Annotated in this window: 27 protein-coding genes; 14 read left to right on the forward strand and 13 right to left on the reverse strand. The window is 72.1% G+C overall.

The genetic code is table 11. From position 1 onward, the window contains the following. Window positions 1-49 precede the first annotated feature (49 nt). The 4 genes from rocD to J2S42_RS26980 all read right to left on the reverse strand — a co-directional run bounded on the left by rocD (window position 50) and on the right by J2S42_RS26980 (window position 4950). The gene (gene rocD / locus J2S42_RS26965) at window positions 50-1270 is read right to left on the reverse strand and encodes an ornithine--oxo-acid transaminase (protein WP_307243441.1); all 1221 of its coding nucleotides are present in this window, start codon (window positions 1268-1270) and stop codon (window positions 50-52) included. Window position 1271: 1 nt separating this feature from the next. Further along, window positions 1272-2075, reverse strand: coding sequence for a dimethylargininase (gene ddaH / locus J2S42_RS26970; RefSeq protein ID WP_307243442.1), 804 nt, complete (start codon window positions 2073-2075; stop codon window positions 1272-1274). Between the two features lie 250 nt (window positions 2076-2325). Continuing rightward, window positions 2326-2904, reverse strand: coding sequence for a hypothetical protein (locus J2S42_RS26975; protein WP_307243444.1), 579 nt, complete (start codon window positions 2902-2904; stop codon window positions 2326-2328). Window positions 2905-3105: 201 nt separating this feature from the next. Next, window positions 3106-4950, reverse strand: coding sequence for a putative bifunctional diguanylate cyclase/phosphodiesterase (locus J2S42_RS26980; RefSeq protein ID WP_307243446.1), 1845 nt, complete (start codon window positions 4948-4950; stop codon window positions 3106-3108). 221 nt (window positions 4951-5171) lie between these two features. On the opposite strand from J2S42_RS26980, the gene J2S42_RS26985 reads away from it, so the two are divergent. The 4 genes from J2S42_RS26985 to J2S42_RS42000 all read left to right on the forward strand — a co-directional run bounded on the left by J2S42_RS26985 (window position 5172) and on the right by J2S42_RS42000 (window position 9373). Further along, on the forward strand, window positions 5172-5978 hold the full coding sequence (locus J2S42_RS26985) for an Fpg/Nei family DNA glycosylase (protein ID WP_307243447.1): 807 nt from the start codon (window positions 5172-5174) through the stop codon (window positions 5976-5978). A gap of 179 nt (window positions 5979-6157) precedes the next feature. Continuing rightward, window positions 6158-7285: a carboxylate-amine ligase gene (locus J2S42_RS26990; protein ID WP_307249054.1), complete on the forward strand. Its 1128-nt coding sequence runs from the start codon at window positions 6158-6160 to the stop codon at window positions 7283-7285. A gap of 13 nt (window positions 7286-7298) precedes the next feature. Then, a complete protein-coding gene (locus J2S42_RS26995) occupies window positions 7299-8666 on the forward strand; it encodes an FAD-dependent oxidoreductase (RefSeq protein ID WP_307249056.1) in 1368 nt (455 codons plus the stop codon). Window positions 8667-8689: 23 nt separating this feature from the next. Continuing rightward, window positions 8690-9373: an SEC-C metal-binding domain-containing protein gene (locus J2S42_RS42000; protein WP_370879267.1), complete on the forward strand. Its 684-nt coding sequence runs from the start codon at window positions 8690-8692 to the stop codon at window positions 9371-9373. Window positions 9374-9383: 10 nt separating this feature from the next. On the opposite strand, the gene J2S42_RS27010 is transcribed toward J2S42_RS42000, so the two are convergent. Beyond that, window positions 9384-9722 (reverse strand): ArsR/SmtB family transcription factor, encoded by a 339-nt coding sequence (locus J2S42_RS27010; RefSeq protein WP_307243451.1) that lies wholly within the window; start codon window positions 9720-9722, stop codon window positions 9384-9386. 212 nt (window positions 9723-9934) lie between these two features. On the opposite strand from J2S42_RS27010, the gene J2S42_RS27015 reads away from it, so the two are divergent. The 5 genes from J2S42_RS27015 (at window position 9935) to J2S42_RS27035 (ending at window position 12832) form a co-directional block, all read left to right on the forward strand. After that, window positions 9935-10306 (forward strand): hypothetical protein, encoded by a 372-nt coding sequence (locus J2S42_RS27015; RefSeq protein ID WP_307243452.1) that lies wholly within the window; start codon window positions 9935-9937, stop codon window positions 10304-10306. Between the two features lie 394 nt (window positions 10307-10700). Then, window positions 10701-11102 (forward strand): roadblock/LC7 domain-containing protein, encoded by a 402-nt coding sequence (locus tag J2S42_RS27020; RefSeq protein WP_306834920.1) that lies wholly within the window; start codon window positions 10701-10703, stop codon window positions 11100-11102. Continuing rightward, window positions 11092-11667, forward strand: coding sequence for a GTP-binding protein (locus tag J2S42_RS27025; RefSeq protein WP_307243454.1), 576 nt, complete (start codon window positions 11092-11094; stop codon window positions 11665-11667). Before J2S42_RS27020 ends, J2S42_RS27025 begins: the two co-directional genes overlap by 11 nt. Before the next feature lie 13 nt (window positions 11668-11680). Continuing rightward, window positions 11681-11983, forward strand: coding sequence for a DUF6412 domain-containing protein (locus J2S42_RS27030; protein ID WP_307243456.1), 303 nt, complete (start codon window positions 11681-11683; stop codon window positions 11981-11983). A gap of 87 nt (window positions 11984-12070) precedes the next feature. Beyond that, complete coding sequence (locus J2S42_RS27035) at window positions 12071-12832, forward strand: YidC/Oxa1 family membrane protein insertase (protein WP_307243458.1); 762 nt, start codon at window positions 12071-12073, stop codon at window positions 12830-12832. Here J2S42_RS27035 and J2S42_RS27040 read toward each other — a convergent pair. Both J2S42_RS27040 and J2S42_RS27045 read right to left on the reverse strand, forming a co-directional pair. Further along, complete coding sequence (locus J2S42_RS27040) at window positions 12786-13436, reverse strand: DedA family protein (RefSeq protein ID WP_307243459.1); 651 nt, start codon at window positions 13434-13436, stop codon at window positions 12786-12788. The genes J2S42_RS27035 and J2S42_RS27040 overlap by 47 nt on opposite strands. Before the next feature lie 16 nt (window positions 13437-13452). Next, window positions 13453-14469 (reverse strand): LacI family DNA-binding transcriptional regulator, encoded by a 1017-nt coding sequence (locus J2S42_RS27045; RefSeq protein WP_307243461.1) that lies wholly within the window; start codon window positions 14467-14469, stop codon window positions 13453-13455. A 107-nt stretch (window positions 14470-14576) separates the two neighbouring features. Here J2S42_RS27045 and J2S42_RS27050 point away from each other — a divergent pair, with 107 nt between their 5' ends. Then, window positions 14577-16202 (forward strand): alpha-amylase family protein, encoded by a 1626-nt coding sequence (locus tag J2S42_RS27050; RefSeq protein WP_307243462.1) that lies wholly within the window; start codon window positions 14577-14579, stop codon window positions 16200-16202. Here the strand turns inward: J2S42_RS27050 and J2S42_RS27055 are convergent. Then, a complete protein-coding gene (locus tag J2S42_RS27055) occupies window positions 16180-16587 on the reverse strand; it encodes a hypothetical protein (protein ID WP_307243464.1) in 408 nt (135 codons plus the stop codon). The two genes, J2S42_RS27050 and J2S42_RS27055, sit on opposite strands and share 23 nt — an antisense overlap. Before the next feature lie 7 nt (window positions 16588-16594). Beyond that, window positions 16595-17005, reverse strand: a complete 411-nt coding sequence (locus tag J2S42_RS27060; RefSeq protein ID WP_370879269.1) for a hypothetical protein — start codon at window positions 17003-17005, stop codon at window positions 16595-16597. On the opposite strand from J2S42_RS27060, the gene J2S42_RS27065 reads away from it, so the two are divergent. The 3 genes from J2S42_RS27065 (at window position 17004) to J2S42_RS27075 (ending at window position 19174) form a co-directional block, all read left to right on the forward strand. Next, window positions 17004-17348, forward strand: a complete 345-nt coding sequence (locus J2S42_RS27065) for a RyR domain-containing protein (RefSeq protein WP_307243469.1) — start codon at window positions 17004-17006, stop codon at window positions 17346-17348. The genes J2S42_RS27060 and J2S42_RS27065 overlap by 2 nt on opposite strands. A 64-nt stretch (window positions 17349-17412) precedes the next feature. Further along, window positions 17413-18177 carry a hypothetical protein gene (locus J2S42_RS27070; protein ID WP_307243471.1) on the forward strand — a complete coding sequence of 255 codons (765 nt, stop codon included), beginning with the start codon at window positions 17413-17415 and terminating at the stop codon, window positions 18175-18177. Window positions 18178-18280: 103 nt separating this feature from the next. Continuing rightward, window positions 18281-19174, forward strand: coding sequence for a Gfo/Idh/MocA family protein (locus tag J2S42_RS27075; RefSeq protein ID WP_307243472.1), 894 nt, complete (start codon window positions 18281-18283; stop codon window positions 19172-19174). A 460-nt stretch (window positions 19175-19634) separates the two neighbouring features. Here the strand turns inward: J2S42_RS27075 and J2S42_RS27080 are convergent, their stop codons facing one another. The 3 genes from J2S42_RS27080 to J2S42_RS27090 all read right to left on the reverse strand — a co-directional run bounded on the left by J2S42_RS27080 (window position 19635) and on the right by J2S42_RS27090 (window position 22959). Continuing rightward, window positions 19635-21407: a putative bifunctional diguanylate cyclase/phosphodiesterase gene (locus tag J2S42_RS27080; protein ID WP_307243474.1), complete on the reverse strand. Its 1773-nt coding sequence runs from the start codon at window positions 21405-21407 to the stop codon at window positions 19635-19637. Continuing rightward, a complete protein-coding gene (locus J2S42_RS27085; RefSeq protein ID WP_307243475.1) occupies window positions 21404-22213 on the reverse strand; it encodes an SAM-dependent methyltransferase in 810 nt (269 codons plus the stop codon). Before J2S42_RS27085 ends, J2S42_RS27080 begins: the two co-directional genes overlap by 4 nt. Window positions 22214-22380: 167 nt before the next feature. Next, complete coding sequence (locus J2S42_RS27090) at window positions 22381-22959, reverse strand: TetR/AcrR family transcriptional regulator (RefSeq protein WP_307243477.1); 579 nt, start codon at window positions 22957-22959, stop codon at window positions 22381-22383. Between the two features lie 237 nt (window positions 22960-23196). Here J2S42_RS27090 and J2S42_RS27095 point away from each other — a divergent pair, with 237 nt between their 5' ends. Then, window positions 23197-24174, forward strand: a complete 978-nt coding sequence (locus J2S42_RS27095) for an alpha/beta hydrolase (RefSeq protein WP_307243478.1) — start codon at window positions 23197-23199, stop codon at window positions 24172-24174. Here J2S42_RS27095 and J2S42_RS27100 read toward each other — a convergent pair. Continuing rightward, complete coding sequence (locus J2S42_RS27100) at window positions 24163-25515, reverse strand: Hsp70 family protein (protein WP_307243480.1); 1353 nt, start codon at window positions 25513-25515, stop codon at window positions 24163-24165. The genes J2S42_RS27095 and J2S42_RS27100 overlap by 12 nt on opposite strands. Between the last annotated feature and the right edge of the window lie 3 nt (window positions 25516-25518).

Below are 25518 nucleotides of genomic sequence, written 5' to 3' on the forward strand. Positions count from 1 at the left end.
GCACGGAAAAGGGCCGCCCGACCGGGCGGCCCTTTTCGTCGGGCGGTCCTCAGGGGGAGCTGAGCACCGCCGCCAGCCGGCCGAGCGCGAAGTCGATGTCGTCCTCCGTCACGGTGAGCGGGGGAGCGATCCTGATCGTGGAGCCGTGCGTGTCCTTGACCAGTACGCCCTGCTCCAGCAGCAGTTCGCAGGCGCGGCGGCCGGTCATCAGCGCCGGGTCGATGTCCACGCCGGCCCAGAGCCCGCGCCCGCGTACCGTGATGACGCCCTTGCCGATCAGGCCGGTGAGCCCGGCGTGCAGGCGGGCGCCGAGCGTGGCGGACCGGCGCTGGAACTCGCCGGTGGCCAGCAGGTGCACCACCTCGGTGGCGACCGCGCAGGCCAGCGGGTTGCCGCCGAACGTGGAGCCGTGCTCGCCGGGGCGCAGCACGCCGAGCACGTCCCGCCGGCCGGCGACCGCGGAGACCGGCACGATGCCGCCGCCGAGCGCCTTGCCGAGCAGCACCAGGTCGGGGCGGACGTCCTCGTGGTCACAGGCGAACGTGGCACCGGTGCGGCCCAGGCCGGACTGGATCTCGTCCGCCACGAACAGCACGTTCCGCTCGGTGCAGAGCGCGCGCACGCCGCGCAGGTAACCGGGCGGCGGCACCAGCACGCCGGCCTCGCCCTGGATCGGCTCGATCAGCACCGCGACCGTGTCCTCGGTGATCGCGGCCGCCATCGCCGCCAGGTCGCCGTACGGGACGACGGTGAAGCCGGGCGTGTACGGCCCGAAGTCGTTCCGCGCGTCCGCGTCCGTGGAGAAGCTGACGATCGTGGTGGTCCGGCCGTGGAAGTTGCCGTCCGCCACGATGATGTGCGCGCGCCCGGTGCCGACGCCCTTGACCCGGTAACCCCAGGCCCGGGACACCTTGATCGCGGTCTCCACCGCCTCCGCGCCGGTGTTCATCGGCAGCACCAGGTCCTGCCCGCACAGCTCGGCCAGCCCCTTGCAGAACGCCGCGAACTGATCGTGCACGAACGCGCGGCTGGTCAGCGTGAGCCGGTCCAGTTGCGCGTGCGCGGCCGCGATCAGCGCCGGGTGCCGGTGCCCGAAGTTCAGCGCGGAGTACCCGGCCAGGCAGTCCAGGTAGCGGCGGCCGTCGACGTCGGTCACCCAGGCGCCCTCGGCCTCCGCGATGACCACCGGCAGCGGGTGGTAGTTGTGCGCGGTCCACCGCTCCGCGTCCGCCAGCGCCTTCGGCGTCAGCGTGAGGTCATCGATGATCATTTCAGTCTCCCGCACGGATCTCGAGGGTGCAGCACTTCGGGCCGCCGCCGGCCTTGCGCAGCTCGGACAGGTCCACCCCGATCGGCCGGAAACCGCGGTCCGCGAGCTGCTGGGCGAGGTTCCCGGCCTGCACCGGCAGCACCACGTTGCGGCCGTCGCTGACCGCGTTCAGCCCCAGCACCGCGGCGTCGTCCGCACCGGCCAGGATCGCGTCCGGGAACAGCCGGCGCAGCACCTCGCGGCTGCCGGGCGTGAACGCCTCCGGCAGGTACGCGATCGTGCGCTCGTCCAGTACGCAGAGCGCGGTGTCCAGGTGGTAGTAGTTCGGGTCGACCAGCTGCAGCGACACCACCGGGCGGCGCAGCACCTCCTGCGCCTGCAGGTGCGACTCGTGCGCGGTCCGGAACCCGGTGCCGGCCAGCAGGATCTCGCCGGCCAGCAGGATGTCGCCCTCGCCCTCGTTGACCGCCTTCGCCTCGACCACGTCGAAGCCGGCCCGGCGGAACCAGTTCGCGTACGCCGGGCCCTCGTCGGCCCGCTCCGGGTCCCGGAACTGCACGGCGAGCACGGTGCCGTCGACCACGGTCGCGCCGTTCGCGGCGAAGACCATGTCGGGCAGGCCGGGCAGCGGGTCTATCTCCTCGACCGTGTGCCCCAGGCCGGTGTAGACCTCGCGCAGCGCGGTCCACTGCCGGACGGCCAGCTCCGTGTCGTACGGCGCGGCCGGGTCCATCCACGGGTTGATGGCGTACTCGACGGCGAAATGCGTCGGGCGGCACATGAGGTAGCGCCGGTGCGAGAACATGGCTGCGGCTCCTGGGTTCCTCGAGATCTCACGAAGAACGCTATGACCGCCACCGTTTTCCGATCCACCGATAACGCTTGCGTCGAGCGGCGATTCGTTGCGTGGATCCGCCCCCGGGCGCCGAAACGTTGTCCAGACAGCTTTATGGGGGCGGTGAACCACCGCCCCCAAGCTCGGCATCGGGCGAACCGCCCCTTGCCCCGGCCGTCCCGAGCGAACCGCTCCGTCGTGCCTGGCTTAGATATGCCCGTCAGAACCAGTTCGGAAACTGTGCGTCAAGCCACTCCCGGGCCGGCCGCACCGTGTCGGTGTCCAGGCTCAGCCACGACAGTTCACCGGTCACCGACAGGATGCCGACGACCAGCGCGGCGCCGCTGACCAGCATGCCGATCAGCCCGTCGAACTTGCCGGCCACGTGCCGCCGGCGGGTGGCGACGAACCCGCCGGTCGAGGCGAGGAACGCGATCGCGGCGACCGCGATGCCGTAGCCGCCGAGCGGCCCGGACAGCACCAGCGCGGCCGCACCGACGCTCAGCGCGAGGCCGATCGTGGCCATGATGCTGGTCCGCGCGCGCGGACCTCGGTCGACCACCACGGGCGGTGCCGACGGCGTGGCCGGGCGCTCTATCACCTCGGTGGCCGGCTCCGTGCCGGTGGAGCCCTTCGCGTACGGGGTGCGGTCGTCGACCTTCGGCCGCTCCGCGGTGTCGGCCTGCGCGCGTGGCGCGGTGTCGGCCTGCGCGCGTGGCGCGACCGGCGGCCGGGCCGCGGTGGTCTCGTCGTCGGCGGTGGTCGTGCCCGCCGATCGGGTGAACGTGGGGAGCCGCACGGTGCACCTCCTGGAGTGATATGGGGGTTTCACCTCAGGTACCCGGGTGCGCCGATCGCCACACATCGCTCACCGTTCACCCGCCGGCACCGGTCGTCGCCGGCGATCCTCCCGGTCAGTGTCCGTGTGGGCACGAGAGGGCACGCGACCTCCGCCGGAAGTCGCGGCGGCGGCCGCGAGCCCGTGCCGCTCACGGTGGCGCTACGGCGACGTGAGCGTGGCGGCCAGGTCCTCCAGCGGTGCGGGGCGGCCGATGTGCCAGCCCTGGGCGTGCTCGACGCCGAGTGCGGCCAGCGCCTCCAGCTGGGCCGCGGTCTCCACGCCCTCGGCGGTGACCCTCAGCTGGAGGCCGTGACCGAGGTCGGTGAGCAGCTTGACCACGGTGTGGTCGCGCGGGTTGTCCAGCATACCGGCCACGAACACCTGGTCGATCTTCATGCCGTGCACGGTGAGCGTGGACAGGTGCCGCAGCGTGGTCGAGCCGGCGCCCATGTCGTCCAGCGTCAGGTGCACGCCGGCCTCACGCAGCCGCTCCAGCCGGGCGTGCGCGCCGGCCAGCAGCGTCAGGTCCGCGGTCTCCGGCAGTTCCAGCCGCAGCCGGTCCGGCGGCAGCCCGGTCTCGGCCAGCACGTCCAGCACGGTCTCGTCGAACGGCGTGGTCAGCGTACGGGTGGAGACGTTCACGTTCACCGACGGCGGCGCCGCGTCGCCGAGCCGCTGGGTCAGCGTGACCAGGTCGGCGCACGCGGTCCGCAGCACCCAGCGGTCCAGCGCCGGCATCTGCCCGGTACGTTCCGCGCCCGGCAGGAACCGGTCGGGGGAGAGCCGCCCGAGCCGCGGGTGCTCCCAGCGGACCAGCGCCTCCACGCTCACCACGGACCGGTCCTGGATCCGCACGATCGGCTGGTAGACCAGGCGCAGTTCGTCGCCGGCGATCGCCTGCCGCACCGACCGGTCCACCTGCTCCACGTCGCCCGGCAGTCCGGCGTCCACGCCCAGCACCGTCACCACGTCGTCGCCGCCGGCCTGTTTCGCCCGGTACATCGCCATGTCCGCGGCGCTGAGCACGGTCTCCGCGTCGGCCTGCGCGCCGGACACGGCCACGCCCACGCTCGCCTTGGTCCGCGCGGCCGGTGCCACCGCCGGGTCGGTCTCCGCCGCGGCCGCCCGGTAGCGATCGCCGATCTCCTTGGCCTCGTGCTCGCCCGCCTCCTCCGGCAGCCGGGTCAGCACCGCGAACTCGTCGCCGCCGAGCCGGGCGACCAGCTCGTCCTCCTTAGCGACCGCGGCCAGCCGCGCGGCCAGCGAGGTCAGCACCACGTCGCCGACGTGGTGGCCGAACGAGTCGTTGATCTTCTTCATGTGATCCAGGTCGATGAACGCGACCACCACGCGCGGGCCCGGCTCGTCCGGGTCGGACGCGTCGATGCAGGCCGCCTCCAGCCGCTCCAGGAAGTGCGCGCGGTTCGCCAGCCCGGTCAGCTCGTCCCGGATCACCTTGGCGGACAGCCGCTCGGTCAGCGTGTCCAGCAGCAGCGCGGCCGAGACGGAGCTGAGCCGGGTATCGCCGTCGGAGACGATCACGTCGTCGTAGCGGGCCTCGCGCGGCCGGGTGCGCAGCCGCTGCGCCGCGGTCAGCACGCTGGTGCCGGCCAGCAGCACCAGCGGATGCCAGTCGGTGATCTCGGCGACGGTCTGCCGGTTGGTCAGCGGCCGGCCGTAGCCGAACGCGCCCGACATGACGAGCAGGAACCGTTCCCGCATGATCAGCCCGAGCCGCCCGTCCGGCCCCTCGACCGCGACCGAGGTCAGCCCGGGCTCGCCGCGGAACAGCTCGTCCAGCACCGGGCAGGGCGTGTCCGCCCGCACCAGCCGGAGCGTGGACGCGAGCGACGCGATGTCGTCGCGCGCCTGGTCGGACAGCGTCTCCGCGGCGGGGAACCGGCGGCGGATGATGTGGGCCCAGCGGCCGATCACCCGGTCACCCGTGAGATTCAGCTCCACGGTGTCCCCTCGTGCGGCCCGCTCGATCAGGGTGGCCAGCATACCGGCCGGTACCGTCCCTTGAAGATCGTCGAACCGGGCTTTTTGCGCCGGTGGAAATTCCAGCGGTGTGAGCTGCGCCGCGGCCGATCACAGTGATGTATCGCTCAACCACGCGCTTCGCGCGGCGGTCCGTTGTCCGCCGGGTTGCCCGGTGCGGCCGGCTTCCGGGTCTCGCCTGGTCAGATGGCGGCGCGTGGCGGGACTGGCTACGGTTGCTCACCATGCCCGAGGGACACAGCATCCACCGCCTCGCGATCGCGCACCGCCGGCTGCTCGCCGGGCAGCCGGTGGAGGTGAGCAGCCCGCAGGGCCGGTTCGCGGCGGACGCGGCGCTGGTCACCGGCCGCGTGCTGGAGGACACCTCCGCGTACGGCAAGCACCTGTTCCACCACTACGCCGGTGACCGGATCGTGCACGTCCACCTGGGGCTGTACGGCAAGTTCGCGACCGGGCCGCTGCCGGTGCCGGAACCGGCCGGGCTGATCCGCATGCGGCTGGCCGGCGAGCGCGGCTGGCTGGAGCTGCGCGGGCCGACCGCGTGCGAGGTGCTGGACCCGCACGGCGTGGCGCTGATCCACGCGCGGCTCGGCCCGGACCCGCTGCGCGACGACGCGGACCCGGGGCCGGCCTACGCGCGGATCTCCCGCAGCAACGCCGCGCTGCTCCAGCTGATCATGGACCAGTCGGTGCTGGCCGGGCCGGGCCTGATCTACGCGACCGAGGTGCTGTTCCGCGCCGCGCTGCTGCCGACGACGCCGGGCCGGGCGCTGTCCGCGGCCGCGTTCACGGAGATCTGGGAGGACCTCCGCGCGCTGATGAAGGACGGCGTGGCGCAGGGCCGGATCGACACCGTGCACGTGGCGCACACGCCGGAGGCGATGCGCCGCGCACCCCGGGTGGACCGGCACGGCGGCGAGGTCTACGTCTACCGCCGGGCCGGCCAGCCGTGCCTGGTCTGCGGCACCACCGTGCTGAAGGGGACGCTGGCGAACCGGAACACCTACTGGTGCCCGGTCTGCCAGAAGTAGCCGGGAGGGCGGCCGCCGCCGTACCCCCGGTGGCCGTTGATTTCGGGTTTGTGGCGTAGCCGCTCCCGCGCGCCGCTAGCGTGATCCGGAGGGAAGCGCGGCGTGCGGCGGGTCCGGGAAGCACCCGCCGCCCGCCGGCTCCCGTCTCCCGCGACCCGGAGGGCCGACCTGTGAGCGTGATGCCGACCACCACGGACCGGACGGCCGTCCTCGCGCGCGGCACGCTCGCGCTCGGCGTGGAGGAGGAGTTCCTGCTGCTCGACGCGGAGCGCCTGGCACCAGCGCCGGTCGTCGACGACGTCCTGGACCGCGTCTCCCCGGCGCTGCGCGCGTCCGTGCGGCACGCCTACCTGCGCACCCAGATCGGTGTGGCCGGCCCGCCGGCCGGTGACCTGGACGCGCTGTGGCGGTCGATGGGCCTGCTCCGCGAGGGCGTCGCGGACGCGGCCGAGGCGGCCGGCGCGCGGCTGACCGCGATCGGCGCCTGCCCGCTGACCGGTCCGGACGCGCCCGTCGCGGATCTGCCGCGTTGCCACCGGACGGCGGAGCGGTTCGGGCCGCTGGCGCCCGGCCACGGGCTGAACAGCACGCTGGTCCGGGTCGGCGTGGACGACCCGGAGCTGGCCGTGCAGGTGCTCAACCACGTCCGGCCGTGGCTGCCGGTGCTGCAGGCGGTCACCGCGAACTCGCCGTTCCACCAGGGCGTCGACACCGGGTACGCGAGCTGGCGCTCGATCATGTGGGAACGCTGGCCGTCGGTCGGCCCGGCGCCGCGGCTGGAGTCGTACGCGCACTACCGGCACCTGCTCGACGATCTGATCGCGTCCGGCGTGGTGATCGACGACGGCATGCTGCAGTGGCACGCCCGGCTCGCCGCGGACGGCACCGCGGTGGAGCTCCGGATCGGCGACGTCTGCCCCTCACTCGAGGACACCATGCTGGTCGCCGCGCTGGTCCGGGCGCTCGTCGGCACCGCGATCACGGACGTCGGGGCCGGTCTGCCCGCTCCGGCGATCAACCAGCAGCTGCTGGCCGCCGCGCACTGGCGGGCCGCGCACGACGGGCTGGAGGGCCTCGCGGTCGACCTGGTCAACCAGCGCCCGCGACCGGCCTGGCACCTGCTGCGCCGCCTGTTCGACCTGGTCCGGCCGCAGCTGGAGCGGCACGGCGACCTGGAGATCGCCACTGTCCTGATGAGCCGGCTGCGCTCGCACGGCTCCGGCGCGGCACGGCAACGGGCCGCGTTCGCCAGGCACGGCTCGATCGACGGTGTGCTGACCGCTTTGACCGAGGCCACCCGCGGGTAAAAATCGTTCCGTGGTGATGAAACGGCTGATCGTCGTCGGTGGCGACGCGGCGGGCATGTCCGCCGCCTCCCAGGCCCGCAAGCGTGTCCCGGCCGGCCGGCTGGAGATCGTCGCGTTCGAACGGGGGAACCACGCTTCCTATTCGGCCTGCGGCATCCCCTACTGGATCGGCGGCACGGTGGAGGCGCGCGACGACCTGATCGTCCGCACCCCGGGCGAGTTCCGCGACAACCAGGACATCGACCTTCGGGTACGGCACGAGGTCGTCGCGATCGACCTGCACGCGCGTACCGTGACGGTCCGGTCCGACGCGGACGAGTCCACGCTCGGGTTCGACCACTTGATGATCGCGACCGGCGCGACGCCGGTCAGCCCGCCGTGGGCGGACGTGGACTTCGGCGGCGTCTTCGGCGTGCAGACGCTCGACGACGGCGACCGCCTGGCCTCGTGGCTGACGCCGGAGGTGCGGCGCGCGGTGGTGATCGGCGGCGGCTACATCGGCGTCGAGATGGCCGAGGCGCTGATCAACCGCGGTCTCGACGTCACGCTGCTGGAACGCGGCGACCAGCCGATGTCCACCGTGGACCCGGACATGGGCGCGCTGGTCCGGGACGCGATGGTGCGGCTCGGCATCGACGTGCGCACCGGCGCGGAGGTCACCGGCCTGACCGGCGCGGGCGGCCGGGTCACCGGCGTCACCACCGAGGCCGGCGAGGTGCCCGCGGACGTGGTGGTGCTCGGCCTCGGCGTCCGGCCGAACACGCTGCTGGCCCGGTCCGCCGGTCTGCCGGTCGGCGAGCACGGCGGGCTGCTGACCGACCTGCGCATGCGGGTGCCCGGCCACGAGGGCGTCTGGGCGGCCGGCGACTGCGTGGAGACCCGGCACCTGATCACCGGGCAGTACGTGCACCTGCCGCTCGGCACGCACGCGAACAAGCAGGGCCGGGTGGCCGGCATCAACATCGGCGGCGGGTACGCCACGTTCCCCGGCGCGATCGGGACCGCGGTCACCAAGGTCTGCGACCTGGAGGTGGCCCGCACCGGGCTGCGCGAGCGCGACGCCACCGCGGCCGGATTCGACTTCGTCACCGCGACGGTCGAGACCACGAACCGGGCCGGCTACTTCCCGGGCAGCGCGCCGATGCACGTCAAGCTGCTGGCCGAGCGCCGGACCGGCCGGCTGCTCGGTGCGCAGATCGTCGGGCGGTCCGAGGCCGCGAAGCGGATCGACGCGCTCGCGGTGGCGCTCTGGTCCGGCATGTCGGTGGAGGAGATGACCGCGCTCGACCTCGGCTACGCGCCGCCGTTCGCGCCGGTCTGGGACCCGGTGCTGATCGCCGCCCGGAAGGCCGCCGAAGAGGTACTAGCGGCGGATCGGTGAGAAATGTCCGGTAGGTTGGCCGCATGGTGGTGAGGGACAGCCGGCGGCTGCGGGAGGACGCGCTGGCGGCCGAGGCCGAGGCCGAGGCGTATCCGGCGGACCGCAGCGAGATCCTGCTGGACGCGGCCGCGGCCTGGCGCGCGGCCGGGGAGACCGATCGCGCGGTGGAGATCTACCGCGAGCTCGCCGAGGTCCGCGACCAGCACGGCCTGTACGCCATGATCGAGCTCGCCGAGCACCACCTCGCGCACGACGAGCCGGAGCAGGCCGACGCGCTGCTGCACCGGCTGCGCCGCGACCCGCTGCTCGACGACGGCCACTGCATGATCACCGGCGAGCTGTTCGAGATCCGCGGCGACCTGGTCACGGCGGAGCGCTGGCTCGGCCGCGGCGCCGCGCTGCTCACCGAGGACCAGCTCGACGAGATGCAGGACAGCCCCGCACCGGACGCGACCGTGGCCGGCATGCTGCTGAACTCGCGCCGCCGCGTCCGGCAGGCGCTCGGCCGCGATCCGGACATGCTCGACGATCTCGCGCCGTCCGAGATCCCGATGGATCCGGACGAGCGGATGCGGCACATCGACGCGGCGCTCGGCGCCGCGCACGCCGCGGACGCGGTCGCGCCGAAGGACCCGCCGCGCAACGCGCCCTGCCCGTGCGGCTCCGGCCGCAAGTTCAAGAAGTGCTGCGGAGCGCCCGGATCGTAGGCCGTCGGCGCTACCCGTCCGCGCCCGCGGAGCCCAGTTCGACCAGCAGGCCGTCGCGGTCGGCCAGCACCGCGCGCAGGATCCGGCGGCCGGCCGCGAGCAGGTCGGCCACGTCCGGCGTGCTCAGCGCGTACATGACCAGCGGGCCGTCGCGGTAGGTGAGGACGATGCCGGCGCGGCGGAGGACCGCCAGCTGCTGGGAGAGGCTGGACGCCTCCACGTCGATCTCGGCGAGCAGGAACCGGACCGGCTTGGGTCCGTCCTGGAGCAGTTCCAGCACGCGGATCCGGACCGGATGGCCCAGCGTCCGGAACATCTCGGCCTTCGCCTGGTAGAGCGGCACCGACACGGTGCGACCTGCCTCGTGGTTGGCGGCTTCAGGGTTTGCGCAGTTGCAGAAGTTCGCAACTCGCCGGCCGCGGTCATCCGAAGCTTGTGACACCGCGCGACGCACCGGTCGCACAACCAGTGCGATCGATACCGGCGGAATGACCGCATCCTCGAAAGCCGTAAGCGGCTCATGTGCCGCCCCCTTCACCGCCAGCCCTCGGAGGCACGCAAATGCCAGACATGGACGTCGCACTCAAGGACGCGATGCAGATCGACGGGGCCATCGGCGTGGCGCTCGTCGACTACACCAGCGGCATGGCGCTGGGCATCGCGGGCGGCACCAAGGACTTCGACCTCACGGTCGCCGCGGCCGGCAACACCGACGTGGTGCGCGCGAAGCTGCGCGCGATGGAGATGCTGCAGCTGCGCGACGAGATCGAGGACATCCTGGTCACGCTGGGGGAGCAGTACCACCTGATCCGGCCGCTCAAGTCGCGCTCGGGCAAGGGCCTGTTCCTCTACCTGGCATTGAGCAAGTCACGGGCGAACCTGGCGCTGGCCCGGCACCAGCTGCGCCGCATCGAGGAGTCGGTCGACGTCTGACCCTCCCGCCGAGCCGGTGGGCGTCCCCCGGCCGGGACGCCCACCGCCCGGCTCCGCAGCACTCCCGCGCGGTCACTAAGAGTAGTGGCCGCGCGCTTTTGTCGATGGATCTGTCGGCATTCCGACGCAAGCCCGGGCGACCTTCCACAGAGGAGCGACTGCGGAGCGCGTCGGCGTCGTCACGCACAACGGAAACCGCCTCCCGCCTCGATCTCCTGTTGCGCAACGAGGGATGATGTCCTCGTCGCACGCGAGAACCAGGAAGGGCCGCCGGGATGTCTGCACCGAGAAACGCACCGCGCGCGGGCGCTGCCGCACGCTCGGTGATCGGCGTGCCCGGCGGGGACGGCATCGACCGGTACGACGGTCACGGAACGTTGTGGGAGACTGCGGCATGACGTTGTTCGGCCAACCGGGATGGCTCCTGGACGAGCTCATCGAGAAGGTGCCACACACCCGTCAGGCGGTGCTGCTCTCCGCGGACGGATTGCTGATCGGTGCCTCCCGCGGGCTCTCCCGGGAGGACGGCGAGCACCTGGCCGCCATGGCCTCCGGCTTCGCCAGTCTGGCGCGCAGTGCCAGCCGGCACTTCAACGCGGGCGCGGTCCGGCAGACGCTGCTCGAGATGGAGGACGCGTTCCTCTTCATCAGCACGGCCGGCCGCAGCTCCTGCCTGGCCGTGCTGGCCGGCTCCGAGGCGGACATCGGCCTGATCTCGTACGAGATGGCGCTGCTGGTCACGCGGGTCGGCGACAACTTCTCCGTAGCGCACCGGGCGGGCGTCGATGGCCGCTGAGGAACGGCGTGCCCCGGTCGCGCTCAAGGTGCTGGTGGCCGGCGGGTTCGGCGCCGGCAAGACGACGATGGTCGGCGCGGTCAGCGAGATCCGGGTGCTGCAGACCGAGGAGATGCTGACCGACGTCAGCGTCGGCACCGACGATCTCTCCGGCGTCGAGGGCAAGACCTCGACCACGGTCGCGATGGATTTCGGCCGGATCACCATCGACCAGGACCTGGTGCTCTACCTGTTCGGCACGCCCGGCCAGGACCGGTTCTGGTTCCTCTGGGACGAGCTGGCCCAGGGCGCGCTCGGCGCGGTGGTGCTGGCCGACACCCGCCGACTGGCCGACTGCTTCCCGTCGATCGACTACTTCGAGACGCGGAACCTGCCGTTCCTGGTCGGCGTGAACTGCTTCGACGGCGAGCAGAAGTTCAGCCCGGCCGCGGTGCGGACCGCGCTGGACCTGGACGACGAGGTGCCGGTCGTGCTCTGCGACGCCCGCGACCGCGCGTCCGGCAAGGAGCTTCTGATCGAGCTGGTGGAGTACGTCATCAAGCGGAACAGTTCTCGACGCGGCTAGGTATGGTGGACCGATGCCGCTGACCGGGTTCCTGTGGTCGCTGTGGGCGTGGACCGCCGCACAGCTGACCCAGGCCGCCCCGGCCGGTTCCAGCCCCGCCGAGATGATCGCGCTGGCCGCGGCCGGCCTGGTCGCGGTGGTGCTGGCCATCCACCTCGCCACCGGGCGGCTGTGCGGCCCCGGTTATCCGGCGCCGCACCGCGGTGCCGCCATGCGCGTGCGCGCGCTCAACACCCGCACCCCTCGACTCCGTGATCCGGACGCGGCCGGCCGTTCCCGGCCCCGAGCTCCGGCGGCCCTCCCCTCGGTCGCCTAGCTCGTTCGTCGTCCGACCCGCCCACCGCAACCGCGCGCTCCCGTGCGTACCGGTGCTGCTGGCTCTTGATCTTTGAGGGGTTTCACCATGCTCGCGTTCGCTCCCATCGACGGCGCCGCCGGCGTCGCCTCCACCGTCGTCACCTCGATAGCCTCGTTCGCCGAGCCCTTTGCGGGCACGGCCGCGACCGCGATCGCCATCATCCTGTTCACCATGGGCGTCCGCCTGCTGGTCTCGCCGCTGACCTGGGCGCAGATCCGCGGTCAGCGACGCACCGCCGCGCTCGCGCCGCGACTGCGCGAGTTGCAGGCCAAGCACAAGAACGATCCGGCCGCGCTGCAGGCCGAGATGCTGAAGATGTACCGGGAGGAGCGAGCCAGCCCGCTCGGCGGCTGCCTGCCCGCGCTGCTGCAGATTCCGTTCTTCACGGTCATGTACCGGCTCTTCACCACGCCCACGCTGTCCGGCGAGCACAACGCGCTGCTGGACGAGCGGTTCTTCGGCACCGCGCTCGGCGCGCACGTCAACGAGGGCGGGCCGGCGCTGTTCGCGGTGCTGCTGGCGATGCTCACCGTGCTGGCCTGGTGGTCGTCCCGGCGGATGGCGCTGGTGCAGGCCGCTAACCCGACGCCGGCCGACGCGCCGCCCGGCCAGGCCCAGATCATGCGGATGATGCGCTTCCTGCCGTACGGCACCGTGCTGTTCGCCCTGGTCGTGCCGCTCGCCGCGGTGCTCTACCTGGTCACCACCACGACCTGGACCGCGGTCGAGCGACTGCTGCTCGGCGCGGACCGGCACCTGCTCAGTGCTGCCGCGCCCGCTTCCGCCGGCGAGCCCGGACGCGGTTGAACACCCACGACCCGATCATCCAGGCGAAGATCGCCCAGATGATGTAGTCGAACCACCGGTTGTACTGCTCGATGTCCTGCCAGCGGGAGCCGAGCGCGTAGCCGGCGCCGATGAAGATCGTGTTCCACACGCCGCTGCCGAGCGCGGTGAACGCGGTGAACATCGGCATCGGCATGTGGTTGGCGCCCGCCGGCACGGAGACGAGACTGCGCACCACCGGCACGCAGCGGCCGAGAAGCACGGCCCATTTCCCGTGCTTCTCGAACCAGCGGTCGGCCTTCTCGAGATCGTCCCGTTCAACCAGCGGCACCTTGTCCAGCCAGCGCTTCAGGCGCTCCTCGCCGAGGCCGCGGCCGACCCAGTAGAGCGCGATCGCACCGCCCAGCGAGCCGAGCGTGGCCGCGACCCAGACCAGAACCAGGTTGACGCTGCCCTGATTGGCCAGGTAACCGGCCAGCGCGAGCACCACCTCGCTGGGGATCGGCGGGATGATGTTCTCCAGCGCGACGAGCAGGCCGACGCCGACCTCGCCGAGCGACTCGATGACACCGGCCACCCAGCCGCTGAGTCCGGTCAGGTTCTGCGAAGGGCTGTCGGCGCTCATCGTCACGCTCGATCGACTACCCGGCGACCCCGCGGCCGAAACGAACCGAGCTGTCCCGGATCTCCAGATGGGTGGCCAGCGTCACGGTCGACGGCGGCCGGGAGGGCTCGGCGATCCGCTCCGCCAGCAGCCGCGCGGCGGACCGGCCCAGCTCGTAGGTCGGCTGCGCCACCGTGGTCAGCGCGGGCCGGATCAGCGCGGCCCACGACAGGTCGTCGAAACCCACCAGACCCACCTCGCCGGGTACGGACACGCCGCGGTCCCGCAGGCAGCGCAGCGCGCCGAGCGTCAGCCGGTTGCCCGCCGCGAAGACCGCGTCCGGCCGCTCGTCCAGCGCCAGCAGCGCGCGCATCGCGTCGTAGCCGGCCTGCTCGCGGAAGTCCGCGTGCCGGATCAGCGCGTCGTCAACCGGCCGCCCGTGCTCGTGCAGCGCGGCCCGGTAACCGGCCGCGCGCTGGGTCGCGGTGGAGACCGTGACCGGGCCGGTGATGCAGGCGATGCGGGCGTAGCCGGACTCGATCAGGTGCGCGGTCGCGGACTGCGCGCCCAGCTCGTTGTCCACCAGCACGGTGTCCACCCGCAGGTTCGGCGGCTGCCGGTCGACGACCACCACCGGGACCCGGGCGTCCAGCAGCCGGCGCACGTGCGGCGCGCCCGGGCCGGCCGGTGCCACGATCACGCCGGCCATCTGCTCGGCCAGCGCGGCGTCGACGTACCCGCCCTCCTTCTCCTCGTCGTCGTCCGTGTTGCAGAGGACGACGGAGAAACCGGCCGGCCGGGCCGCGTCCTCCACGCCGCGCACCAGCGCGGTGTAGAAGGGGTCACCGATGTCGGAGATGATCGCCGCCCAGAGCGTGGTACGGCTCCGCCGCAGGTTCCGGGCTACCGCGTTCGGCCGGTAACCCAGCTCCGCCATGGCCCGCCGGACCCGTTCGACCAGGACCGGGTCCACATTGGCGTGTCCGTTGACCACTCGGGAAACGGTCGCGGGGGAGACTTCCGCGCGCCGTGCGACGTCGTAGATGGTCGCCATCGCTCCTCGTTCGTTCTACGTCTCCCTGCGCCGCGCCGGTCCCCGCGCACATGATCTCACCTATGCGTGTCGGTTTGGTGTCGGCACCGACTGGAAACGTCGTGCTCATGAATGAGCGGTGGTATTCCAAGGCCGTCGTCTACTGCCTCGACATCGACACCTTCCAGGACTCGAACGGCGACGGCGTCGGCGACATCCGGGGACTGATCGGCCGGCTGGACTATCTGGCCCGGCTCGGCATCACCTGTCTCTGGCTGCACCCGATCCACCCGTCCCCGAACCGCGACGACGGGTACGACGCCACCGACTTCTACAACGTCGACCCGCGTTTCGGCACGCTCGGCGACTTCGCGGAACTGCTGCACGAGGCCCGTAACCGGGGCATCCGCGTGATCATCGACCTGGTGGTCAACCACGTGTCGAACGAGCACCCGTGGTTCCGGTCCGCGCGGTCGTCGCCGGACTCGCCGTACCGGGACTGGTTCGTCTGGTCGGACACCGAGCCCGCGGACCGCGGTCAGGGCATGGTGTTCCCGGGCGAGCAGAAGGAGACGTGGACGTACGACCGGACCGCGAAGGCCTGGTTCTACCACCGTTTCTACGACTTCCAGCCGGACCTGAACATCACCAACCCGGCGGTCCGCGAGGAGATCAAGAAGATCTGCGCGTTCTGGCTCCAGCTGGGCGTCTCCGGTTTCCGGATGGACGCGGTGCCGTTCATCATCGAGCGCACCGAACCCGGCAACCCGAACTCGCCGAAGGACTTCGACTTCCTCACCGAACTCCGCTCGCACGTCCAGTGGCGCAAGGGCGACGCGATGCTGCTGGCCGAGGCGAACGTCGAACCGGCCGAGCTGACCAACTACTTCGGCGGCCGGCTGCACATGCTCTTCGACTTCATGCTCAACGCGCGGCTGATGCTGGCGCTCGCCCGGGAGGACCCGGAGGGCATCATCGACGCGCTGCGGGACACGCCGGCGCTGCCGGACGGCGGGCAGTGGGCCACGTTCCTGCGCAACCACGACGAGGTCGACCTGTCCCGGCTCACCGCGGACCAGCGCGAGGACGTCTTCGCCGCGTTCGGGCCCGCACCGGACATGCGGCTCTACGACCGGGGCATCCGGCGCCGGCTCGCGCCGATGCTGGGCAACGACCGGCGCAAGATCGAGCTGGCCTACGCGCTGCAGTTCAGCCTGCGCGGCACGCCGGTGCTGCGCTACGGCGAGGAGATCGGCATGGGTGAGGACCTCAGCCTCCCCGGGCGGATGGCGATCCGTACCCCCATGCAGTGGTCCTTCCAGCCGCACGGCGGCTTCACCACGTCGGACCAGCCGCTGCGCCCGCCGGTCAGCGGCGGCGAGTACGGCTGGGAGACGCTGAACGTCACCGCGCAGCGCGGCGACCGCAACTCGCTGCTGTCCTGGTTCGAACGGATGATCCGCACGCTGCGCGAGGCGCCGGAGGTCGGCGGCGGCTCCTGCCAGCACGTGGACGTGCCGGTGCCGCGCGGCGTGCTGGCGCACCGCGCGGTCGACACCACCGGGTCCATGCTGTTCCTGCACAACCTGCGCGGCGACGACTGCGAGGTGGACATGTCGTCGCTGGCCGGCGAGTCCGATCACCCGGTCGAGGTGCTCTCCGACGACGGCTACGACCCGATCAGCGAGGACATGTCCGCGGTGTCGCTGAACGGATACGGCTACCGCTGGATCAGGCTGCGGCGGGGCTGGTGACCCGCGTGCGGTGCAGCCAGAACAGCCCGACCAGGGGCAGCACCAGCGGGACGTAGCCGTAGCCCTGACCAAAGCCGGACCACACCGTCGCGTCCGGGAACGCCGCCGGGTCGAACACGCTGAGCAGGCCGACCACGATCACGCCGGCCAGCTCGATCACGATCGCCGCCAGCGCGACCCGGCGCGCGTTCCGGGCCAGCGCGATCGCCGCCACCAGGTAGATCACGGCGGCGACCGCGGACAGCCCGTAGGCCAGCGGTGCCTCGCCGAACTTCGTTGCGGTCTGCACCCCCGCCCGGGCGCCCGCGGCCAGCGCGAAGATGCAGTAGATGACCAGGATCACCCGGCCGGGCCCGCGCCCGGTCGGGCGTTCTGCGTTCGCCATCGACGTCCTATCCCCAGATCTGTTCCAGCCGGAGCACCAGCACCGGGATCACCAGACAACCCACCGCGATGGTGACCGAGCCCCACTTCGTCGGCTCCATCCGCCCCAGCACGAACGCGACCGCCGGCCAGCAGACCATGGTCACCAGGTAGCCGGCGAACGTCTCCGGCTCGGCCGGCCGCTCGCCGCCGAGCAGCGCCACCAGCGCGATCACGCCCATCGCCAGCACACCGATCTGCAGCACGACCAGCCCGGCGAACTGCACCCGGTCGGGCGCGCGGCCGCGGAAGCCGGCGAAACCGGCCCAGGCGGCGACGAGCAGCGAGGCGATAATGATCGCGAGGTTGAGTGCGCCGATCACCGGGCGTCTCCATGGTGCACGGGGCCACTCTACGCGCGGGTTCGGAAGGGGCGGCATGAGCGTTTTCCCGATCGGCACCGTCGCCGCGGTCTGCCACGCGGCCAACCGCGCGCTGCAGACCGCCATCGGTGACCCGCGGCCGTCGGCCGACATCCCCGAGCCGTGGGAGCGGGCGGCCACCGAGGCCAGCATCCGTGCGGTGCTGGCCGGTGCCACGCCGGAGGAACTGCACGACGCGTGGTGCGCTCTCAAGGTCGACGACGGCTGGCGGTACGGCCCACGGCGCGATCCGGTCACGCGGACCCACCCCTGCCTCGTGCCGTACGACGACCTCCCGGAGGCCGAACGGCGCAAGGACGCGCTGTTCCATGCCATTGTCCGGGTGCTCGCCGGGCCGTGACCGGCACGTGATTTCCGGCCCGGAAGATATGTGGGACGTCCGGGATCGGGGAGGGTCGAAGGCCGTGGGGTTTGACTGGGCCGAGCGCTATGACCTGTCGGTGGCCATGTGGGGGCTGCTGATCGCCGGCGGCTCGGTGATCGTCGCGCTGATCTTCCTCGCGGTGGTCAGCGTGACCACTCGCGAGCAGGTCAAGGGCCCCGACCCGAAGCTGCTCCGCGCCGAGGCCGACGAGCTGGCCGCACACGCCGCCGCGGCGTACGCCAAGGCCGGCCGGGCCGCGGCCGCTGCCGAGCAGGCGCGGGAGGCGGCCGCCGCGGCCGAGCAGGCGCGGGACGAGGCCTGGGCCGCGCAGGAGGTGGCGGACGCCGCCTACGCCGCGGCCCGCAAGGACGTGGAGGACGCGGCCGCCGAGATCGCCGCCGCGGCCGCGCTGCAGTCGCTCGACACCGACGACCCCGATGCCGATCCGGACTCCGACTCCGACTCCGACGACCGGGACCGGACCGTGTCGCGGGCCGCGCTGGGGGCGTACAAGCGCGGTGAGATCTCCGTCGAGGAACTGCGTGACGTCTTCCGGGTGACCACCACCGACCAGTCACCGCTGCAGAGCGAGCGCGAACGGGTGGCCTACCGCTACCAGACCGAGCAGCGCGCCGCCCACCGCATGTACGACCGCGCGGCCGCCGCGTCCCGCGCCGCCGACGAAGCCGCCCGAATAGCCGAGATAGCCGCGATCGCGCTGGCCGAGGAGGCCGCCGAGGCTGCGGCCGAGGCACACGAGGCGATGCTGCTGGCCCGTGAGCACGCCGGCAAGCGTCGCCGCTGAGCAACCGTCTGCTCCACATCGCACCGTGAACCCGCGCGGGTAACGGATTCGTATACCCCTAGGGTGGGGTGTCGACTGACCGGCACGGCGATGAGGAGCGACGATGAGATTCGGACTGCTCGGCACGGGCTACTGGGCCACGGAGACACAGGGCACGGCATTGGCCGCCCACCCGGAGGCCGACCTCGTCGGCGTCTGGGGCCGCGACACCGCCCGTACCCGGGCCGCCGCCGACCGGTTCGGCATCACCGCCTACGACGACGTCGACGCGCTCATCGCCGACGTGGACGCGGTCTCCATCGCACTCCCACCGGACATCCAGGCCGACCTGGCCACCCGCGCCGCCACCGTCGGCCGCCACCTGTTGCTGGACAAGCCGCTCTCCCTCTCCCTCGCCGCCGCCGACCGCCTGGTCGCCGCGGTCGAGAAACACGACGTCGCCTCCGTCGTCTTCTTCACCAGCCGCTTCCAGCCCCCCGTCGAGGAATTCATCCGCGAGGCGGTCAGCACCGGCGGCTGGACCGGCGCCCGCGCCGACCGCTTCGCCTCCATCTACGGTTCCGGCAGCCCCTACGCCGACTCGTCCTGGCGCAAGGAGGCCGGCGGGCTCTGGGACGTCGGCCCGCACGCGCTGGCGGTGCTGCTCGCGGTGCTCGGCATGCCGACCTCGGTGACCGCGCTCCCCGGCGTCAACAACACCACGCACGTGCTGGTCAAGCACATGCTCGGCGCCGTCAGCTCCCTCACGCTGACGCTCGAGGCACCGGAGGCGCTGAAGGGCAACGACACGGTCTTCCACGGTACGGCCGGCGCCGTCGAGGTCCCGGCTCACTCCTCCACCTCCGTCGAGGCCTTCGGCTCCGCCATCAGCCAACTCCTCCAGGCCGCCCAGCACCGCGCCCCACACCCGTGCGGCGTCCACTTCGGCCGCTTGATCGTCGCGGTCCTGGAAGCCGCCGAGACTTCCATCAAGGAATCCCGCACGGTCACCCTGTAACCCCGGCTCCGGTTGGCTTCGGCCGGCCTTACTGCCCACTTCGCTGGCTCCGCGTCACTTCGCTGGCTCCGCGTCAGGGTCTGCTGCACCGATAGGTGACATCTGAGATGGCTTGCCATGACGGTGAGCTGGGAGGATGTTGCTGTGCCCAAGCCCTACCCCCGTGAGTTCCCTGGCAGGTCTTGAGACGGCTGCCATGGGCCTTCGACGGACGAGCGGCCGGGTGGCGCCTATGCGGTCGGGTGGTGTTTCGCCGCGAGTACGTGGCCGGCGAAACGGCCCGCTCCCGATACTTCTCTTACGCACCCGATGACCGCCTCATGTCGGCGCAGGCGTCCGGTCGGTCTGCTGGTGAGCGAAATCGGCACAGGTGAGGCCGTGGACGGACGTCGGGAGCTGATGCCGGTGCCGGCCGGTCTCGCCGACCCGGCGATCGTGAGTGGAGGAGGTGCTGGGGCGGTCAGAGTTCCTCCGCGCTCCACTCGAGCAGCAGTGAAGTGATGGAGGAAGCGGCCTGGGGCTTGCCGAAGTAGTAGCCCTGCACGTGGTCGCAGCCGATCGACTCGAGGTATTCGGCCTGCTGCAACGTCTCCACGCCCTCCGCGAGGGCCGACAGGCGCAGGTCGTGGGCGAGCTTGACCAGGGACGGCAGCAGCGACTTGGTCGACGACGGCTTCCAGTCGCGGACGAACTGCATGTCGATCTTCAACTGGTTGACCGGCAGGTTCTGCAGGTAGCCGAGGTTCGAGTAGCCGGAGCCGAAGTCGTCGAGGGCCAGCCGGACGCCGAGGCCCGCGATGTCGTCGAGCGTGCGGCGGAGTTGCGGGTCGTCCGGGATGGAGGCGCTCTCGGTGATCTCCAGTTGGAGCAGTTCGGGGGCCAGGCCGACCTCCTGGAGGAGGTTGTCGACGGTGCGGAGCAGGCCGGCGCCGTCGCGGAGTTGCGGTACGGCGACGTTGACGCTGACGTACGGTGGGCTGTCGGTCAGTTTGGCCCACTCGCGGGCCTGGCGGCAGGCCTTGTCGAGGAGGCGGCCGCCGAGGCGGACGATCTGGCCGGACTCCTCCGCGAGGTCGATGAAGCGGCCGGGGTTGAGCCGGCCGAGGCGTGGGTGGTGCCAGCGGACCAGGGCCTCGACGCCGATCACGGCGCGGTCCTCGAGGCGGACGAGCGGCTGGTACTCCAGGAAGAACTCGTCGCGGTCGATGCCGCCGGCCAGGTCGGCGGTGAGCGCGTGCTTGGCTATCTCGCGGTCGCTGCGGGCCTGGTCGAACAGCTGCCAGCGGTTCGTGCCCTCGGCCTTGGCCCACTGCAGCGTCATGCCGGCGGCACGCATCACGTCGTTCGCGTCCATGCCGGCGATCGGGCGGTCGACCAGACCGATGCTGGCGGACATCGGCAGCAGATGGCGATCGGTGTGGACCGGGGTGGAGAGCGTGGCGATGATCTGGTCCGCGACGCCGGCCAGGTGTGGCGTGCCTGCCGGGTCCTCGATCAGCATGACGAACTGGTCACCGGCGAACCGGGCCAGCGGGTGGCCGAGCGAGCGGGCCAGCGTGCGGAGCCGGTCGGCGGTGACGGTGAGCGCCTTGTCGCCGAGGACGTGGCCGAACCGGTCGGTGATCGCCTGCAGGCTGGTGATGCCGATGAAGCAGATCGCGACGTGGTGGGCGCCGCCGTTCTCGATCAGGTCGGCGAGCTGCTTCTCGAAGAAGATCCGGTTGGGCAGGCCGGTGAGTTGGTCGTGCACGGCCGCGTGCCGGAACGCCTCCTGTGACTCCCGGAGCGCGTGCTCGGTCTGCAGCTGGGCGAGCACGGTGGCCTGCCGGATGCTCTCCTGCTCGTCCAGCGTGCGCTCGCGCAGGCCGCGGGTGTAGCCGACGGAGAGCGCGCTGAGCAGGCGCATCACCCGGCGGCCGGACGAGTCGAGCGAGGTGCCGGCCAGTGGTGGCAGGCGGTCGGCGAGCACGCTGATGGTGTGGCCGAGCGTCTCCGGCGACGCGAAGTGCGCCTCCACCAGCTCGACGCCGATCTGGGTGGCCGGGCTCGGGTCGAACGGCTGGCCGGTCAGCACGCGCAGCAGCCGGGTGGTGAAGCCGGCCAGCCGCAGCTCGATGTCGACGTGCGCCATCGGTACGTAACTGGCACCGGCGATCGCCCGGGCCCAGGCACGTGCCACCCGGGTGATGTGCGACCCGTCGGTGAAGCCCCGTGGTGCCGGTTCGACGATCACGGTTTGCGCCCCACCCCGGCGACCACCGCGGACTTCGCCGCCTTGATGCCGTCGATGTTGCTGGGCTGGTCGGGACGCCATTGGGTGACCCAGACCAGGCCGGGGTCCACCAGCTCGAAGTCGCCGAAGAACGGCACGACCTCGGCCCGGGTGCGGGACGCGGCCGGTGTGGTGGTGCGGCTGTACAGGCTCTTCACCATCTCCTTGTCGTGCCGCCAGCCGTCGACCACGCCGTGCGAGATCGCCAGGTAGCTGCCGGACGGGAGCGCGCCGCGCAGCTGCGCCATGATGCCGGCCGGATCGTCCTCGTCGCGGACGAACTGAAGCAGCGCGATGACCAGCAGCGCGACCGGCTCGGTGAAGTCGATCAGCTCGCGGACCGTCTCGTGGTGCAGGATGTCGCCGGGTTTGCGCACGTCGCCCTGGATCGCGGCGATACCCTCCTGCCCGCGGATCAGCACGGAGCTGTGCGCCACCGCAACCGGATCGAGATCGACGTAGACCACCCGGGCGTCCGGCGCGACCTCCCGGGCGACCTCGTGCACGTTGCCGAGCGTGGGAATGCCCGAGCCGATGTCAAGGAACTGTCTGATCCCTGACTCGGCCAGCATGTGCACGGCGCGGCGGAGGAACGCGCGGTTCGCCTGGGCGATCAGTGGAATGTCCGGCGCGGTGGCGAGCAGTTGCTGAGCCATCGCTCGGTCCGCCGCAAAGTTGTGTGAACCACCCAGAAAGTAGTCGTACAGCCGCGCTGCACTCGGTCGCTCCACGTCGATGCCCGGCGGGGCCCACTCCGGTCGGTCCATCCCAGCATTATTTCCCGAACCGATTGATCAGCTCCAACCAAAGATCAAGATCTTTTCCCGGGCACGGAATCCGCACCGTTGTCCACGATCGATTGTGGAACTTCCACAGTTCGCCACGAGTGGGCGAAGGCCGGTTGCGCGGCCGAGGAGAGCGGCCGCGCGACACGCTACCGGCCGATGACCGCACCCGCGAAGTCCGCCACCGTGTCCGCCAGGGCGATGAACGGACCGCCGTCCCGGGTGTACGGGTCCGCGGCGTGCAGCAGCAGCTCGTTGATGCCGCCGACCAGCGCGATCGCCAGCGCCGGGTCGAGCGGGGGCAGCGCCGGGTCGGACTCCACCAGCTCCACGAAGAGCGCGGCGAAGCGGTGCTGCGTCTCGCTGCGCATGCGGAACGCGCGCGGCCCCGCGGCCTGCACCTCGACCAGCACCGTGCGGCTGGCCGGACCGGCCGCGTCCAGCGCCGAGAGGTACGCGGTTACCAGCGCGTGTACCCGCTCGCGCCACCCGCCGCCGGTCTGCTGCCCGGCCTCGCGCAGGATGCGCTCCAGCCGTTCCGCGCTCGCCCGGTAGGTGGCCAGCAGGCACGCCTCCTTGTCCGGGAAATGCTCGTAGAACGTGCGTTTGGAGACGCGCGCCGCCGCGACGATGTCCGCGATCGTGGTGGCCGCGTAGCCGCGCTCCGCGACCGCCGCCGTGAAGCCCTGCATCACCCGGATCCGGGCGTCGTCGGCCGCCGTCGTCATGCTCTTCCTCTCCTCGGTGCCCGAAGCTACCGTCAAGGGATCCGCCGGTCGTGGCGCGGCGGATCGACGGCCGCTCGAACGGGGACACCATTCACTGTGGAATGGCGGGATTCCCATGTTGTGCAACGCGATCAGGCCGGGTTCGCCGGACCTCGCGTGTGTCCCCGTGCAGCCATCCTATGTGGACGCTCTGCGGCTCGTGCAGGTGTCCGACCTGCATCGAGAGGGGTCACCGCGTTGATCGCCCGGGCGGAGGCATTCGCGCTGCGGCGGCTGCTGGCGCTGCCGGCACCGGTGCAGCGGTTCATCGGTGGTACGCCGGCGTCCGGGGACGCGGTCGACTCGACGATCGCGATGCTGCTGCGTGTCCAGCGGTGGCGCGGGCAGGCAGGCCTCTCCGCCGGCACGCCGGAGCGCACCCGTCGGCGGATCCGGCGGACGGCCGCGCTGATGGGCGGCCGGCCCACCCCGGTCGGCGCGGTGCACACGGTGACCGTGGCCGGCCGGCTGCGCGGCCGGCACTACGTACCGTGCGACGGGTCCGATCTGCTCGTGGTCTTCTTCCACGGCGGCGGGTTCGTGGCCGGTGATCTGGACACCCACGACGAGACGTGCCGGCTGTTGTGCGCGTCCGGCCGGGTGCGCGTGCTGTCCGTCGAATACCGGCTGGCGCCGGAGTTCCCGTTCCCGGCCGCGGTGGAGGACGCGTGCGCGGCCGTGCGGTGGGCGTTCACCCAGGCGCCGGCGGTGGCGGTGTGCGGGGACAGCGCGGGTGCGAACCTCGCGGCCGTGGCCTGCCAGGCGCTGCGCGGCGGCGAGCGGACGCCGGTGGCGCAGGTCCTGTTCTACCCGCTGATCGACCACGTCGGCGCGTGGCCGTCGCGGTCCCGGTTCCGGTCCGGCCTGGTGCTCACCGCGCGCGATCTCGAATTCTTCCGCCGCCACTACCTGCCCGGGCCGGTGACGAACGACCCGCGGCACTCGCCGCTGCACGCGCCGGATCTCACCGGTCTGCCGCCCGCGATCGTGGTCACCGCCGCGCTGGACCCGCTGCGTGACGAGGGCGAGGCCTACGCGGCCGCGCTGCGGGCCGCGGGTGTGCCGGTGCGCGCGTGGCGGGTGCCGGGCATGGTGCACGCGTTCGCCAACCTGACCGCGGTCAGCGAGGCGGCCCGGCGGGCCGTGACCGAGACGGCGACGCTGCTACGGGCGTGACAGCGCAAGCCACTGCTGGCTGGCGACCGCGTCACCGGCCGGGACCAGCAGCCGCTCGACCGTGCCGGGCACCGACGAGGTGAGGTCCCAGACCGCGCCGGACGGGAGCCGGACCCGGGCCAGCGGCCAGCCCACCGGGTACGTGTCGCCGGGCGAGACGAACCAGCGCAGCAGCTGGCCACCGCCGCCGGGCAGCGTGAAGGACAGCGGCACGGTACGCGACGAGTCCGCACTGGACGTGATGAGCCGCGGGCCGCTGCGGGTCAGCCAGCGCGCCGCACCCTGCACCGTGGCCAGCTCCGGCTCGTCCACCCGGCGCAGCGGACGGTTGAACGCCCTGGTCAGCGCCTCGGCCGCGGCCGGCATGCGGGAGCCGCCGCCGACCAGCAGGATCGCGCTGATCGTGTCCGGGTGGACCTTGTGCCGGGCCAGCAGGTCGGCGCAGCACCTGACCGTGCGCTCCAGCACCGCCTCGGCCAGCAGCGCCAGCTGGGACCGGTCCAGCTCGTACGCCGGGGTGGTCGGCATCAGGTAGTCCTCGACGCTCTCCACGTCGCTGAGCTGGTGCTTGATCCGCTGGGCGAAGTCGGCCAGCGCCATGCTGAGCCGCAGGGCCGCGGGCGTGCCGGGCGCGGTGACCACGGACGCGATCAGCGGTGCCAGCCACTCCTCGCCGTCGTTCTGGATCCTGTTGGCCAGCAGCGCGTCGATGTTCCGGCCGCCGCAGTCGTCGATCGCGTCGTGGCCGAGCACCTCCGGGCCCTCCGCGCCGACTCGCATCAGCGCGGTGTCGAACGTACCGCCGCCCAGGTCGTAGATCAGGATCAGCTCGCCGGGCAGGAACGTCGGTCCGGGGATCGGCGCGTACGCGGCCGCGACCGGCTCGGGCAGCAGCTCCACCGTGCTGAACCCGGCCGCCTCGGCCGCGGCGATCATCTGCGGGCGGCGAATGTCGTCCGGCCCGTAGCTGGCCGGCACCGTGACCAGCGCGCGGGTGATCTGGCCGCCGTGCATGCGCTCGGCCTCCATCCGCAGCGCGGTCAGCACGGACGCGGCCTGCTCGATCGGCCGGAACGTGCGGTCGCCCTGCGGCATCGGCCGGTCGCCCTTGAGCCCGCGCTTGAACTCCACGGCGTACGAGTTCGGGTCGGCCCGCTTGCGGCGCTCGGCCAGCGTGCCGACCAGCATGCGCTCGCCGTCCCAGTAGACCGCGGACGGCCACGCGTAACCGCCGCTGACCGGCTCCGGCAGCAGACGGATCTGCTCGCCGTCGATCAGCGCCGCGGAGGAGGTCGTGGTGCCGAAGTCGATGGCCAGCACCGGGCCCATGTCCGGGTTCACCCG

Origin of the sequence: Catenuloplanes indicus (genome assembly GCF_030813715.1) — a bacterium.
Taxonomy (GTDB): domain Bacteria; phylum Actinomycetota; class Actinomycetes; order Mycobacteriales; family Micromonosporaceae; genus Catenuloplanes; species Catenuloplanes indicus.

Bases quoted from the DNA above. Each gene is read 5' to 3' on its own strand.
- rocD (WP_307243441.1), bottom strand. From the start codon at position 1,270: ATGATCATCGATGACCTCACGCTGACGCCGAAGGCGCTGGCGGACGCG.
- ddaH (WP_307243442.1), bottom strand. From the start codon at position 2,075: ATGTTCTCGCACCGGCGCTACCTCATGTGCCGCCCGACGCATTTCGCC.
- J2S42_RS26980 (WP_307243446.1), bottom strand. From the start codon at position 4,950: ATGCTGGCCACCCTGATCGAGCGGGCCGCACGAGGGGACACCGTGGAG.
- J2S42_RS26985 (WP_307243447.1), top strand. From the start codon at position 5,172: ATGCCCGAGGGACACAGCATCCACCGCCTCGCGATCGCGCACCGCCGG.
- J2S42_RS26990 (WP_307249054.1), top strand. From the start codon at position 6,158: ATGCCGACCACCACGGACCGGACGGCCGTCCTCGCGCGCGGCACGCTC.
- J2S42_RS42000 (WP_370879267.1), top strand. From the start codon at position 8,690: ATGGTGGTGAGGGACAGCCGGCGGCTGCGGGAGGACGCGCTGGCGGCC.
- J2S42_RS27015 (WP_307243452.1), top strand. From the start codon at position 9,935: ATGCCAGACATGGACGTCGCACTCAAGGACGCGATGCAGATCGACGGG.
- J2S42_RS27020 (WP_306834920.1), top strand. From the start codon at position 10,701: ATGACGTTGTTCGGCCAACCGGGATGGCTCCTGGACGAGCTCATCGAG.
- J2S42_RS27025 (WP_307243454.1), top strand. From the start codon at position 11,092: ATGGCCGCTGAGGAACGGCGTGCCCCGGTCGCGCTCAAGGTGCTGGTG.
- J2S42_RS27030 (WP_307243456.1), top strand. From the start codon at position 11,681: ATGCCGCTGACCGGGTTCCTGTGGTCGCTGTGGGCGTGGACCGCCGCA.
- J2S42_RS27035 (WP_307243458.1), top strand. From the start codon at position 12,071: ATGCTCGCGTTCGCTCCCATCGACGGCGCCGCCGGCGTCGCCTCCACC.
- J2S42_RS27040 (WP_307243459.1), bottom strand. From the start codon at position 13,436: ATGAGCGCCGACAGCCCTTCGCAGAACCTGACCGGACTCAGCGGCTGG.
- J2S42_RS27045 (WP_307243461.1), bottom strand. From the start codon at position 14,469: ATGGCGACCATCTACGACGTCGCACGGCGCGCGGAAGTCTCCCCCGCG.
- J2S42_RS27050 (WP_307243462.1), top strand. From the start codon at position 14,577: ATGAATGAGCGGTGGTATTCCAAGGCCGTCGTCTACTGCCTCGACATC.
- J2S42_RS27055 (WP_307243464.1), bottom strand. From the start codon at position 16,587: ATGGCGAACGCAGAACGCCCGACCGGGCGCGGGCCCGGCCGGGTGATC.
- J2S42_RS27065 (WP_307243469.1), top strand. From the start codon at position 17,004: ATGAGCGTTTTCCCGATCGGCACCGTCGCCGCGGTCTGCCACGCGGCC.
- J2S42_RS27060 (WP_370879269.1), bottom strand. From the start codon at position 17,005: ATGCCGCCCCTTCCGAACCCGCGCGTAGAGTGGCCCCGTGCACCATGG.
- J2S42_RS27075 (WP_307243472.1), top strand. From the start codon at position 18,281: ATGAGATTCGGACTGCTCGGCACGGGCTACTGGGCCACGGAGACACAG.
- J2S42_RS27085 (WP_307243475.1), bottom strand. From the start codon at position 22,213: ATGGACCGACCGGAGTGGGCCCCGCCGGGCATCGACGTGGAGCGACCG.
- J2S42_RS27090 (WP_307243477.1), bottom strand. From the start codon at position 22,959: ATGACGACGGCGGCCGACGACGCCCGGATCCGGGTGATGCAGGGCTTC.